The sequence below is a fragment of the Cyanobacteriota bacterium genome (assembly GCA_025054735.1).
GTDB lineage: Bacteria > Cyanobacteriota > Cyanobacteriia > SKYG9 > SKYG9 > SKYG9.
In genome coordinates, this window is sequence record JANWZG010000057.1 from 1 (window position 1) to 13,075 (window position 13,075).

12 protein-coding genes are annotated in these 13,075 nt (G+C 52.5%); 5 read left to right on the plus strand and 7 right to left on the minus strand.

Annotation, left to right across the window (positions count from 1 at the left end; genetic code table 11):
* The 4 genes from hpsA to NZ772_04480 all read left to right on the plus strand — a co-directional run.
* Positions 1-4,201, plus strand: a 4,201-nt coding sequence (gene hpsA, locus NZ772_04465; protein ID MCS6812811.1) for a hormogonium polysaccharide biosynthesis protein HpsA, incomplete at its 5' end; no start/stop codon positions are given.
* A 43-nt stretch (positions 4,202-4,244) separates the two neighbouring features.
* Positions 4,245-5,120, plus strand: coding sequence for a hypothetical protein (locus NZ772_04470; protein MCS6812812.1), 876 nt, complete (start codon positions 4,245-4,247; stop codon positions 5,118-5,120).
* 50 nt (positions 5,121-5,170) lie between these two features.
* On the plus strand, positions 5,171-6,469 hold the full coding sequence (hpsC, locus tag NZ772_04475) for a hormogonium polysaccharide secretion pseudopilin HpsC (GenBank protein MCS6812813.1): 1,299 nt from the start codon (positions 5,171-5,173) through the stop codon (positions 6,467-6,469).
* 13 nt (positions 6,470-6,482) lie between these two features.
* The gene (locus NZ772_04480; protein ID MCS6812814.1) at positions 6,483-7,205 is read left to right on the plus strand and encodes a type II secretion system GspH family protein; all 723 of its coding nucleotides are present in this window, start codon (positions 6,483-6,485) and stop codon (positions 7,203-7,205) included.
* Between the two features lie 379 nt (positions 7,206-7,584).
* Here NZ772_04480 and NZ772_04485 read toward each other — a convergent pair whose 3' ends face one another.
* From NZ772_04485 to NZ772_04510, 6 genes are all read right to left on the minus strand, one after another.
* Entirely contained in the window at positions 7,585-7,848 is a 264-nt protein-coding gene (locus NZ772_04485) for a DUF29 domain-containing protein (GenBank protein MCS6812815.1), read from the minus strand.
* 73 nt (positions 7,849-7,921) lie between these two features.
* Positions 7,922-8,047 carry a DUF29 domain-containing protein gene (locus tag NZ772_04490; protein ID MCS6812816.1) on the minus strand — a complete coding sequence of 42 codons (126 nt, stop codon included), beginning with the start codon at positions 8,045-8,047 and terminating at the stop codon, positions 7,922-7,924.
* Between the two features lie 226 nt (positions 8,048-8,273).
* Positions 8,274-9,062 (minus strand): sulfite exporter TauE/SafE family protein, encoded by a 789-nt coding sequence (locus NZ772_04495; protein MCS6812817.1) that lies wholly within the window; start codon positions 9,060-9,062, stop codon positions 8,274-8,276.
* Between the two features lie 206 nt (positions 9,063-9,268).
* Entirely contained in the window at positions 9,269-9,844 is a 576-nt protein-coding gene (locus NZ772_04500) for a rhodanese-like domain-containing protein (GenBank protein MCS6812818.1), read from the minus strand.
* Entirely contained in the window at positions 9,828-10,316 is a 489-nt protein-coding gene (locus tag NZ772_04505; protein ID MCS6812819.1) for a sulfur transferase domain-containing protein, read from the minus strand. The genes NZ772_04500 and NZ772_04505 overlap by 17 nt, the downstream gene beginning before the upstream one ends.
* 39 nt (positions 10,317-10,355) lie before the next feature.
* The gene (locus tag NZ772_04510; protein MCS6812820.1) at positions 10,356-11,054 is read right to left on the minus strand and encodes an MBL fold metallo-hydrolase; all 699 of its coding nucleotides are present in this window, start codon (positions 11,052-11,054) and stop codon (positions 10,356-10,358) included.
* Between the two features lie 390 nt (positions 11,055-11,444).
* Here NZ772_04510 and NZ772_04515 point away from each other — a divergent pair, with 390 nt between their 5' ends.
* A complete protein-coding gene (locus NZ772_04515) occupies positions 11,445-12,773 on the plus strand; it encodes an NAD(P)/FAD-dependent oxidoreductase (GenBank protein ID MCS6812821.1) in 1,329 nt (442 codons plus the stop codon).
* Positions 12,774-12,985: 212 nt separating this feature from the next.
* Here NZ772_04515 and NZ772_04520 read toward each other — a convergent pair.
* The coding region (locus tag NZ772_04520; GenBank protein MCS6812822.1) for an iron ABC transporter substrate-binding protein at positions 12,986-13,075 on the minus strand (90 nt) is incomplete at its 5' end.

Here is a 13,075-nt window from a genome sequence, read left to right on the forward strand (position 1 = left end):
TGGGGTGGTGTACAACATCAACCCAGCGACGGATCTAACAGCGGCTAGCTTTGCAGCCAACACCACTATTCCGGCGGCAGCCTTACCCGATGCGTCCGGCAATAACGGCCTGTTTGGGCAAGGCACAGAAGGCTATCGCAACGAGCGATCGACCACCTTGCTGGGCAAGCTCTATTACCAGGCTAACTTAGTCTATCCCAATGGCCGATTTGTCAACGAGCCACTCCGCCGAGCGCTCTACGCCCTAGGTACCGATCCACAAAAGCGGCTGACCCTATCGGAACAGGCGGCGATCGACGCAGCTATCTGTTCACTGCGCATTTTGGGTGACCCCACCGTGACGACGACGGTGCCTACCCCCTCTGCCACACCCGTGATTCCCCATGGGGCCATTAAAGAGGTGACCATGCTCGACCCCCGCCAACCCAAGGCGATCGATGGTCGATTTATCCGGGTACAGAGTGCCTCAGCCACCGCCTCAACGGGCACGGGCACAGCTCAAACCTACACCATTACCTACACCATTCCGCCGAACTTCCGTCCTAACTGGAACGGTCTGGCGAATGCTACCCTGGATGATGGCTCACCAGGGGATACGCAACTATCGGAGATCTTTGATCCCAACGATACCCCCGGTGGGGACGTGGTGACTGTGCAGGGGTTTGAGAGTGTGAACCCCTTGCTCAATGCCCATCGGGGTGTAATCACGGCCATTGATGATACGGCTGGTACAATTACCGTGCGGGTACGGGGTAACAATCCAGCGGCAATTCCCAACACGCCGGCTCCCAATGCTACGGCTGGGATTACCGACACCTCTACCTCTGAGCTGGATATGCCCCTAGAAGACCGCCAGCCCTCTGAAATTCGGGTTACCCAGCTTGACCTGAACCTATTGCGCACCACGGAATTGTTTAATGCTGGTGGCGCTCCCTATGACCCCAGGGAATTCATGATTCCCAACAGTGGCCTCATCTACGTCAGCCGAGACGACTCCTTGCCCGACCTCAGCGATGTCAGCAGCACCAACGCCAATACCAACCGCATCCTCAGCCCGGTGGACTATCGGGTTGATCCGACCCGCCGCATTGGGGGCGTGATGTTGATCAACGGCAACCGCATTGATCGCATCAACCAGTACCGCGATGTTGAAAAGGGCTTAATTGTCGCCACCAACTTGGCAGGCTATGTGCAAGCCGACTCGCGGTTCGATGGCGGCGGTAACCCGATTGGCGACTTCAATCTCCACGCTGACCCCAACACCCGGGTCGCCCAGCAAGAGTTTACTGTGGCCCTAGCAGCCGACTGGAGCAATTTCTACACGCGCACCGTTGCCCAAATTAACAACAACTTTGCCTGCCGTCCCGGCGGCTTGAATGCCCTCTGCACGAATGGTGATAGCTGGCGGAGTGCAGTGCTACTGGCCGATAGCTTCTCGCCCCTGTCGCGTAACTATCGGCTTGGCTATCGCAGCGATGGCAGCTTTGACCTGAACAACAACGAAGATACCTGGGTGTCGCGGGCCAAGCGCCTCAGAAATGGCTTCTTTACCAACGCCTTTGCTATCAATGGCCTGAGTGGGGCAGCGCAGGATAATGCTGACCCGTTTAACGACCACTTCTACACCAACAATAATGCCGGGGCGGTGGGCAGCACCTACTTCAACAACTATGTTACCCCCGTGCAGCGACGCTCAGAAGATGCTGCTAACGCTAGTTTCCCCGCCTACGTGATGGAAATTTGCCGCAAGTTGCCCGTGTCAGAGTGCACCCCCAGCGATTGGGGCATGGGCTACGACCTAAACGGCGATCGCGACGTGCAAGATCGGTTGCAGGACATGCGCCAATCCATTGGCGGTGTTGTGCCCGATGCCTTGGTGGATATTCTGCAAGCTGGTAACCTTGAGTTCCGTGAGCGTGACATCAAGCCCTACCAGCTTGGGCGCATCCTGACGGATATGGCGGGGAGAACAGACGTTAATACATCGGGAGCGCTAGAGTTTCGGGATGGTGGCCCTAATGATGAGGCAAGGTGGGACGTAGCCTACAACACAGCCGGCAACAATTTCAGCCCCATGGATCGCTTGGGGGCAGGCACAACGGGCCGACCTGCCCTAGAGCTTGGCGATCGCCGCTTTGCCCGCCGGGTTGCCTTTGCCCGTGATCAGCAAGGCAAGTTAGTCTTCTCTCGTAGTGAAGATGCCAATGATAACAACAGCCTAGACGCAGGTGAAGACCGCAACCGCAATGGTGCTCTGGATAGGGCTGTGAACGTGAAGCCGATCGGTGTAGGCTGTCCGCTGAATATTGACACCACTCCAACGGCGTTGTCGCTACTAGGTTGCTACTACCGCGACACTGCTTCCAACTGGGGGGATCCTGGTGTATTGGAAAACGGTATCTACTATGGCCGCCCTGGAGTGACGAGAAATAACCTGTTCTTCCGCACTACCGATAACCGTACAGGCAATCCAGGGAACCTAGCCGATGTGAGTTATCGAGGTGACCGTCCTCTGTACATTATGGGCGAGGCTCAGGGAGGTAATATTTCCGCCTTGCCGCCCACCCCTGAGATTCCTGGGGTACGCAGTTTGAATCTGCCTGCTGGTAATCGTGCCTCTAGCTACAGTCTTTGCACTAACGATAATGCTGCTGATGGCGGTAGCTCTCGAAAGCCAGTGCTGACAGGGCTAGGTCAAACTGAACTGGGCAGGTGTAATGCTCAACCTGGCGACCCCATGCAGGCGATCGCGAATTTCCAAGCGGATGTCATGGCCTTGGATGATACGGTTTCTGCTACAGATAACATCGTGTCACCTACCATTACAGGGTTGGGGTTAGGTACGGCAGCTACTCCTGGAAACGATACGACTACGATTACCACTAACCCTCCACCTTCACCAGTCCCTAATCAACCCGTCGTTAACCTGATCAAGTTAGGTGTTCTGCTACCTAGTTCTGAATTCCCCACTAGCACAACCTGCAAAAAGATCAAGCTAGTGGGTGGAGCCAATGATGTGTTTATATTCCGCTCCGGCGGGGGCGGTGCCTTGAATTTCGGTGCAGCCGCTGGCAATAACACTCACTGCGGCTTGCAGGTGGAACTAGATGGTGTAGATCCCAATAATGTCTTTTGGGTTACTGACAAAAACGTGCAGTTTAATCAGGTTGGTGCCGCTGAAAATAGACGGCACAGGATAGTTGGCACGTTTGTTGCCCAGGGTACCTCTAACCCCAAGTGGCTAACTGTCGATTTCTATGGTCGGTTTTTAGGGTCTAACGGCAAGCCATCGGCCCCTAATTTCGGCAATGCCAGCATTACAGCCGTCAGCAGCGATGCTCAGCCGCTGTTGGTGCCTGTGTTGCAGTACACCGCCACCAAGGATGACCCCAATAACAACATTCGACCCAGCGACAAAAACTGGTCAGGTGATAATGATGATGCTGGTGCTGCTAATCGTTGGCGGCAGGTGGCTCCTAATGTTGGGGAAATTTACAACCTAGTGGTGGCAGTGGGTAATAACCCGGCTCGAACGGCTCCCCGTGTAGAGGGCGATGGCGGTATTGGTAACTTCCCCCGCTTTTTAGAACATTGGAACGGTTTTCCGCTGACTATTAATGGTGGCTTGATTCAAATCAAGCGCTCAGCCTTCGCTACCAGTGGTGACCGCTTGTTGTTTAACGAGGGTAACTTTACTAACCCCTCGAACTGGACTACCTTTGGCTATTTCCAAGCCTATAAGACTGGTAACTCGCCAATTGGTAACCAGTGGGGCATCAATGCTAGCTATCAACCCCCCAATCGTCTGTTTGGCTTTGACCCCGGCATTCTCAGTCAGTTGCCTGACCTGTTTACAGAACAGTTCTCGGTGCCAGAACCTGTGCGTAATGAGTTCTTCCAGCAGCTAGACCGTAGCGATCGCTGGGTACAGGCTTTGCTCTGTGCCACACAGCCGGGTGATGACCCCAACACGCCGCGGGCGATCGTGGGCGACAAAAACTCAACAGACCCAGCAGTGCGTCGGGGTTACTTCCAGCGGGTAGGAATTGCCAATGCCGATACGGGTGATATTCCCTATCGCTTCCCAGCGATTCCGGTCAACAACCCCTTCCGCCCTCGCAATAGTCCGTTCTGTCCCGCTGCCTTCACGCAGTATCCCAGCACCTGTACGGCTACGGGCACTACCCAATGTAACCCCTGATGTCATCTGTTTGCCTATGTTTCCTACCACCTGAGTTGTCACTATGTTGAAGCATCTGACCGTTCGCTGGTTACACCTACTCTCATCCCCCGACCCCCTGCTCCCCAGGGGGAAGCAGCAGGCTAGCCGGGATCAGGGTCCCTCGCCTATGCGGATGACTACGGGGTTTACCCTAGTGGAGCCGCTGATGGCCTTGGTGGTGGTGTCGGTGTTGTTGGTGACGACGGCTCCGGTGATGGTGCTATCGGTGGCATCGCGGGTGCGGGCGCGGCAAATTGAGCTAGCCTCCCAAGCGGCTCGCAGCTATATCGACAACCTGCGATCGCGATCGATTGATCCCCCTAGTACCACCAATGCCAACATTAGCCCTGCCCGCACAGCCGTGGCCAGAGACTTTCGCTATACCACCTGCACCGTTGCCCAATCGCCCCCTACCCGCACGGCAACTGACCCAGCCTGTGTGCGCTTTCCGGTACCCCTGGGGAATAACTTCATGCCACCCACCTTTACAGCGGCTGACTTTACCAATGTGCCTGCTAACACCGATCAGGGAGTGCTGATTGACGGCAACGGCGATGGCTCCTACCGAGGCATTGTCGATTTTCGTATCCAGGCCATTCGCACCATGATCCCAGGCGAGACGGTAGCTACCCCCGCTACGGCAGATGCTGTCAGGCGACGGGGCTATTCCCTAATTGTGCGCGTCTATCAGGGCAACTCTACCCTAGGTCAGCCCCTATCGGTACGAGAGGTAGAACGGGCCTTTACTGCCAGTACCAGCGGCAACACTCGCCGTACCCGCGACAACCCCTTAGTGGTCATGCGCACGGAGATTACGGGTGACTCGACTAGAACAGACTACACTGACCCGGCTGTGGATAACGGCATTGCTCCTAATCTATACCGACCATCACCTTGACCTCTATCAGCCATGCACGTCTAGCTATGCATTTTGGGGAGACAACTACAGTGACTACTACGTTGAAACACCTGCTCCGTCTACTCTTGCGCTATCGCCTAGTCAGTTCGCCCCAGCAGCGCGGCTTTACCCTGATTGAGCTGCTGGTGGCGCTGATTATTTCGACATTAGTAGTATCGGGACTCTTGACCTTTGTGAATAGTGTCAGCCAGACCGAGCGGCGGGAATTGGTGAAAGCTAATGCCCAGCAAGAGATTCAAGATGCGACGGATTTTATCGTGCGAGATCTGCAAGAGGCTGTCTACATCTATGATGCGGTGGGGCTATCTAGCACAGGTTTAGCAGGAATAGCCGACAACATTCCCCCCTTGGGCGGTGCTGGTAATTTGGGCGGGGCAACTCGCTGTGACTCGATCGCCACCTGTAGACCCGTACTAGCATTTTGGAAGCGGCGGGGGCTTGATCGCTGTGATTCACTTCCAGGAGCTGGTGGTAACCGTACCCGTGTAGGCATTGTCACAGGGCAAGCTTTTGCAGCCGCTTCCCGGCCATCAACAGCCGCTCTAGACTCAGCGACTGAATGTCAGCGAGGCGACAATGCCTTTGTCTATTCCTTGGTGGTGTACTACCTGATTCGTGATCCAGACAATAACCCCAGCGCTACATGGTCGCGAGCGGCGCGCATTGGCCGGTTCGAGATCCGCGATGGTGTAGTTAACCCTACCCAGACTGACCCTGCTAATCGGTTCAATGCTCCGGCGATTCCCCCTGACCCCGGTTATTTGCCCTTTAATTTGGGCAACATTACTGCAGATACGCGCATCGCTTCGATCGATGAGGCCATGCGAGCTTGGAAGAGTGACACATCCCTGCCACCATCCTTTAGTGCTGGCTATACTCCGAATGCTGCCTATGCAGCTACCAGTATGCAGATTCTTGCCGACTTTATTGACGACACCCCCACTACCACCACTAACCCCACTATCCAGAATGGCATTAACGTGCTCAGTCGGTTGATGCCGATTCCGATCGCGGTGGGCATTCCCACTGGCAACACGGTCAACCCCGATGATGCCTGTGCTGACCCCAACCGGGGGGCTATGGGGCCAGGGGCAACGCGGGTGCCGCGTGACCTAACCACGGCTGGACAGTTAAATCTGAGTAGTTTCTATGCCTGTGTAAGCGCTAACCGGGCAGCAGCGCGGGTATACCTGCGGGGCAATGCCCTTGCCCGCCTCAGGCCCCGAGTTTTGCCGAATCGCCGTCCTGTGACTGCCGCTAACGTTGGCTTTTTGCCTACAGCAGAAGCACGGGTCTATGGACGTGGTTTCTTTGTTCCCATTCGCTAATCTGGATGTTCCTATGAACCTTGCCTTAGCCCGCTCTATTCTCCGCCCAGGAGCTACCCGATCGGCGAACCGTAACCGAGGGTTTACATTGATTGAATTGTTGGTAGTGATCGTGATCATAGGAGTAGCAGCCACGATCGCTGCTCCAAGTTGGGTGGCCTTTACCAACCGCCAAAAGATTAGCAAAGCCGCCGATCGTCTGGCTACAGCCTTTCAAGAAGCCCGCAGTGAAGCTAAGAGAGGTAAGCAATCTTATCGTCTCACCTTTCGCAACAACAATGGCATCGTGGAGTATAGCGTACAGCGAGCTGATGTGTTGGTATCTGCCACCAAGAACGACAGACGGGCATGGAGACCTCTCTTGACCCAACAGGAGGGTTTGCGGCCTGGTTTTTTGTTCGCCTGCACCAATGTGGTGAGAACACCAATGAACACAGCTATTGCAACCGTTGGTAACCCCAATGCCTTGATTACCGGAACTCCTGCCTGTCAAATTATTGAACAGTCATCGGGAACCTCGTCCAACGACCAAGCCTTGCCGACCATTATTTTTAGCTCTACAGGCGGGCTACCGATCAACAGCACTACACCCATTGTTGTAACTGTAGGCTTAAATCGACGTGCCAATAATACCAATGCTAACGATTTGATTCGGAGCAGTCGCCGTTGCATTTACATCGAGACCCTGCTGGGAGTTACGCGCACAGCACGAGATACTGCTTGCCCGAACGTTTAAGCAAGAGAGCCAGCACGGCCCCCTTGACAGCTTCCCTAAACCGGCTCGGCCCCCGAGAGCTTCCTAAAACCAGCACAGCTCCCCTGACAGCTTCCCCAAACCGACCCGGCCCCCCTGCTCCCCCCTTGGGAGAAAGGGCTGGGGGATGAGGGCCATACACCTGGAAACCGACCCATCTCCCCTTTCCCCTCTTGAGAACTTCCCCAAACCAACTCACCCCCCTTCTCCCCCCTTGGGAGAAGGGGCTGGGGGATGAGGGCCATAGAAGGGGCTGGGGGATGAGGGCCATACACCTGGAAAATCATAGCTACTTCCAAGATCAGTAGCCAGGGAATGAGAGCCATACACCTAGAACAGCTACAGCTTCTCCCAGTGCCATCTACTCCGCCTCCCAATAGTTTTCAGACAACAGAGAATCTGACCTTGAATCAAATTTCCAACCATCAGGAAAATCCATCTGTCGATATTCAAATCGGACATCATCCAGCGCATTTTGATAAGCCGTATTGAACACCTCCTCCAGATAAGACTTCAAGCTAGGTGAGTCTTGCAGCAGATCTTGGATTTGACGGCGCTGTTCTCGAATGGTGAGTTCCCACCCATGCAAGTTATCTGGGCGATTGACATAAATCCGCTTGAGCAAATGGGCCAATAAAACCGTTAGTCGGTTTTTTATTCTCGCCTGTCACGGTTTGCCAAGCCCTCAATCTCCTCAACTAATCAACTAAATTGTCCAGATCCACTTGTTCAAACGCCCTGTCTCTGAGTTGAGAGGCAGTCACTTCACACCATTGAACAAAATCCTGATCATAGAGGTTTTGAACGTTGATAGTTGAATTCATAGTAGGCCCTCTCCGACGTTACTACCAGTTTTACTAGGCGTTCTGCAATCACTGCACAGTTCCCGTATGCAAGGGTGTCAATATACACACAAGTGTGCAAGGCCAAGTCGGGCCTCTGCTAGACGCAAGTGTACTTGGTCAGCGATCGACGGCGACCTGCATGGCAGAGGGCAACGTTTGCGAGAGCCGACATAGATCCTTGCTACGAGCCTCCGATACTCTCACCTTACCGCTTGATCAGAACAAAGACAGCAACAGCTAGAACAAAGTAGCCAAATCCCTTCTCAAGCTGCTTAGCACTGACAAATTGATTCAAGTAGGAACCCACCAGAATTCCGGCACTAGAGGCAACCGTGAACGACAAGAGCAAACTCCAGTTGATGGGAACGTGACCAAAGTATCCAGCAAACCCAGTAACGGACTTCAGAGCCAAGATAATTAGAGAAGTTCCCACAGCCTCTTTCATGGGGGTTTTGCCCAGCAACACTAGGGCTGGAATCACCAGAAACCCGCCGCCAATGCCAACAAAGCCAGTGAGAGTTCCAACTGCCAGACCCTCTAGGGCGATCGCCAACCAGTTAGGAATTATGGCATGGTGATGAGACTGATGAGACTGGTCAACCTGATCGGACGATGCTTCCGACTTGCTGGAGCCTTTACGGATCATCGTAACTGATGCTATCAACATCATCGCACCAAAGGTCACCAGTTGCACTGTTGGGGTAATAAACGGTAGCGAGGCTATCCGCGCTCCTATGTATGCTCCCAGCATGGACGCAGGTGCGAACAGGCCGATAATTCTAGGGTTGACATTACCTTGCCGCCAATGGGGAATCGCCCCAATCACGCTGGCAACTCCCACAATCACTAAGGTCATTGCAAAGGCAGACTTTGCAGGCACCGACATGACGTAGATCAGAACAGGAGCTGCCAGAATAGAGCCTCCTCCACCGATTAACCCTAGGCTGATGCCAATTAAAGTTGCCAGTAAGTGTCCGATGATAGTTGTCAGCATTAATGTATTTTCCTAGTGAATCCAGCTTGAAATCTAACTAGCTGTGGGGGTGAAGAGGGCCAGCTCTTTACGAGGGGAATGCTCACCCTCTTACGTAATCCACAACTGATGTCAACACAGACGATTAGCAGCAGGTCACTGCTCAAATCAGTACAAGACTCTCCAAAAGTATCCAAAAGTAATTGAGGTGTTCCCATGAATAAACCCTAGGAAACCCGTTGGTTGTAGGGCAGCTTGGCCAGCAGCATTGCTAATGCACAGGTATTAGTGATGCCAGCAAATACCAGCCCAGAGCCAACAAAGCCGCTAAGGAGTAAAAACCAGGGAGATACAAAAGCGCCAAGCACAGTGCCAATGACCACCAGCGAACCTGCTACAATTTGCACTTGCCGCATGAGGCTAATGGGTGCGTGTTTGTTCACCTGAGTTGGATAGCCCGCCTGTACCCAGGTCGATAACCCTCCCTCTAAGTGCATCACGTCATCAATTCCTGCTGCGAATAATTTCTGAGCAGCTTGAGCCGATCGCCTCCCTGTCCGGCAGTACAGTACGGTGGGCTTGCTAGGATCTAATGGCAGCCGATGCGGATCAAATTTAGATAATGGCATTAAAATTGAGCCGGGAATCTTTTCGCTGGCATGTTCAGAGGGTTCACGCACATCGATAAGTGTGACTGCTTGCTGACTCAACAGGGTATGCAGCGACGACGGATCGATGGTTTTCAGACGATTGCATTGGGTTTGACTGGAATAGTCGAACTGTACTTCACTGTTGCTGATCATTGACTCCTCCTAACTGTTCAACGGATTGGGTAATGTAGTCTAAAAAGAATCGCTTGAGACTAGGGCGATCGTCGAAGTTCAACCCCATTGCTGCTGTTCGCTGTAGGAATTCTTCAACCGTTATGCCCTGATTAACTCCGGCCCGCAGCAGTGCAATTCCTGCTGATCGTAGACCGAGTGAGCAGTGCATCAAAACTGGCTTTGGGAGCTGATCAATTTGTTCAGAGATCTGAGCCACAAGTGCCCCACTCAGGGCAGAAGGATTGACTGGAATGTGGGCGTACTGCATCCCCAGTGATTCCACAATCTGCGACTCATCGGGTAGAAATCCTTTTTCCTTTGGCATCCTCAAATTGACTACAGATTTGAAGCCCTGTTGAGATGCCTGTTGCAATTGCTCTGGGCTGAGTTCTCCAGCAATAGAGACTTCATCATCAATGCGATGGATGCCAATGAGCTGCGTTTCATTCATGGTTGTATTGCATTGCTGTGATTAAGCTGGGCCATGGCTCTAGCTGGCTATTAGCACTTTGCCGCACTGTTCGTTTGCTGGAACCGCTTCCATGATTTTTTTCGGATCAGGCAGCTTTAGCCCACGCATAAACTCGATAAACTGATCGCGAGTTCGTCCGACAAAGCGAGGATTCCATTGTTTTTCTTCGGCGATCGTGGAGACGCTGTGACCCCGATAGTCGTGGCCGGGGTACACCAATGTGTCATCGGGCAGCGTGAACAAGTGCTCTGTTACAGAGTCGTACATGGCACCCGCGTCGCCACTTTGGAAATCAGTTCGTCCACAGCCTCGAATAAACAACGCATCACCTGTTAAAACTCGGTCACCGTTGACTAGATATGCCATGTGGCTATCGGTATGCCCCGGAGTCGCGATCGCCTGAATGTTAATGTCACCCACGCTCAAAACTTCCCCATGCCGAATATGGCGATCAGCGCAGCTAACTTGTGCCTTCTCTGGCACGATCGTTTCACAGCCTGTTAACTCCCGTAATTTTCCAGCCCCCGTAATATGGTCAGCATGGACATGGGTTTCTAGGCAGTATCTCAAGGTCAAGCCCAATTCGTTCATGAGTTTGTAATCGCGCTCTACCTGCTCAATCACTGAGTCAACTAGGACTGCTTCCTTGGTGTTGGTGTCAGCGATTAGATAGGTATACGTCCAAGTATCTTGATCAAACAATTGGCGGAATAGCATCGTTCTGTTACCTCGTAAGTCTGTTGGATCGTGAGACAGTAATGTATGGGAGGGGTGCATTCTAGGTGTCGCCCACTACGAACAGAATGGTGATGACAACTAGGACTGAGAAGAACGCAAGATAGCCCGTGACCATAGAATGCGATTGCCTCACAGCGCTAATTCAAAGAATCTATGGATTATTAAATTACTATATAGTAATTTAGTTGATGAACAGATTTTCGTCAAGCCGTCAGACAGGAATTTAAGCTTTTCTTTATTTAAGAACTATATAACTAATTAGTAGCATATTGTATAAACGATATTCGCAGGTAGTAACATGACCATACAATTAATATGTCATGTTACTGGCTGATTTTCTATACCTTTTGTTACATTCGAGGAGCTACCGTGTCACCAACTGTACAGCAAACCCAATCGATACAACCTACGGCACAACTTAATAACAATCTCTCGGCGGCTGAAGTCAACTCCCTGCCTGTGAAGCGTCACCAAATTGTGATCGTGGGGGGAGGAGCTGCCGGAATTGCAGTTGCAGCCCAGCTTTTGAGGCGAAACCGCGGCCTGGATATTGCTATTGTCGAACCGTCTGACAAACACTATTACCAACCAGGTTGGACACTGGTGGGTGGTGGTATAGCTCCCATTAGCGAATTCATTCGGAATGAACAGGATGTCATTCCCAAGGGAGCAACTTGGATTCAAGCGCGAGTGGCAAAACTCGACCCCGATCGCAATACGGTTATCACCGAAGCAGGGCAAGCCATTGAGTACAATTACCTGGTGCTGTGTCCCGGCATTCAAATTGATTGGCACCTGATTAAAGGCTTAAAAGAAGCGTTGGGTCGAGGCGGAGTTACCAGTAACTATTCCAAAGATTACGCCCCATACACCTGGGAGACTATCCGAAACTTCAAAGGTGGGAACGCCCTTTTCACCTATCCCGCTACACCTATTAAGTGTGGGGGTGCACCTCAGAAGATAATGTACATGGCCGACGATACCTTCAAACGCAAGAGTGGTGTCGGCGTAAACACAACTGTGATGTTTTGCAGCGCTGGGACCTCGATGTTTGCCGTGCCAGAGTACTCTGCCTCTTTGGACAAGGTAGTCGCTAGACGCGGTATCGTCACCAAATTCAAGCACAACCTCAAGGAAATTAAGGCAGACACGCAAGAGGCTATTTTTGATGTCACTACAAATGATGGTGTTGAGGAGGTCAGTATTCACTACGACATGATCCATGTAACCCCGCCTATGAGTGCCCCTGACTTTATCAAGCTGAGTCCGCTGGCTGGGGCCGGTGGCTGGGTAGATGTGGATAAAACCACACTGCAACATACCCGTTATGCCAATGTATTTTCCCTAGGTGATGCATCGTCTCTACCCACCTCTAAAACGGCTGCTGCTGCTCGTAAGCAAGCTCCGATCGTGGCCCAGAACTTGCTGTCTTTGATACAGGCACAGCCACTGGCAGCAGCATACGATGGCTATACCTGCTGTCCCCTGATCACGGGCTACAACTCGGCGATTATGGCAGAGTTCGCCTATGGGGGAAAGTTGGCTCCCTCGTTTCCCCTTGATCCCACCCAGGAACGCTACTCAATGTATCTGGCAAAAGCTTATGTGTTGCCTTGGCTATACTGGAACCGGATGCTGAAGGGTAAGGGATTTGAGGCGGATGTTTTCAAGCCCATTAACAAGTTGCTCCGCCGCTAGATAAAATCTGGATGCAATTTGGATGAAGTTGGGGAGGGGGATTGGTGATACCAATTCCCCAATGCGTAGCCATAGATAGCTTGCGTAGGGACTTAAGTCCTGACTACGAACTGATAAGCTGTGTCGCTAGCTTCTCAACTACCACACGCAACCCTCGCCTGCTGTTCTAAGCAAATTTACGCAGTCAACTGACAGGCTGGCTGAGATAACAATTATTTCTTTCCAGGCTTAGTCTTAACAGTTACAGGGCCGTTAACAACCACTTGACAGGCCAGACGGTAGGTGTCTGGTTTACGTCTAAG

Bases quoted from the DNA above. Each gene is read 5' to 3' on its own strand.
- NZ772_04500 (MCS6812818.1), bottom strand. From the start codon at position 9,844: ATGATCAGCAACAGTGAAGTACAGTTCGACTATTCCAGTCAAACCCAA.
- NZ772_04510 (MCS6812820.1), bottom strand. From the start codon at position 11,054: ATGCTATTCCGCCAATTGTTTGATCAAGATACTTGGACGTATACCTAT.
- NZ772_04480 (MCS6812814.1), top strand. From the start codon at position 6,483: ATGAACCTTGCCTTAGCCCGCTCTATTCTCCGCCCAGGAGCTACCCGA.
- NZ772_04495 (MCS6812817.1), bottom strand. From the start codon at position 9,062: ATGCTGACAACTATCATCGGACACTTACTGGCAACTTTAATTGGCATC.
- NZ772_04490 (MCS6812816.1), bottom strand. From the start codon at position 8,047: ATGAATTCAACTATCAACGTTCAAAACCTCTATGATCAGGATTTTGTT.
- NZ772_04505 (MCS6812819.1), bottom strand. From the start codon at position 10,316: ATGAATGAAACGCAGCTCATTGGCATCCATCGCATTGATGATGAAGTC.
- NZ772_04470 (MCS6812812.1), top strand. From the start codon at position 4,245: ATGTTGAAGCATCTGACCGTTCGCTGGTTACACCTACTCTCATCCCCC.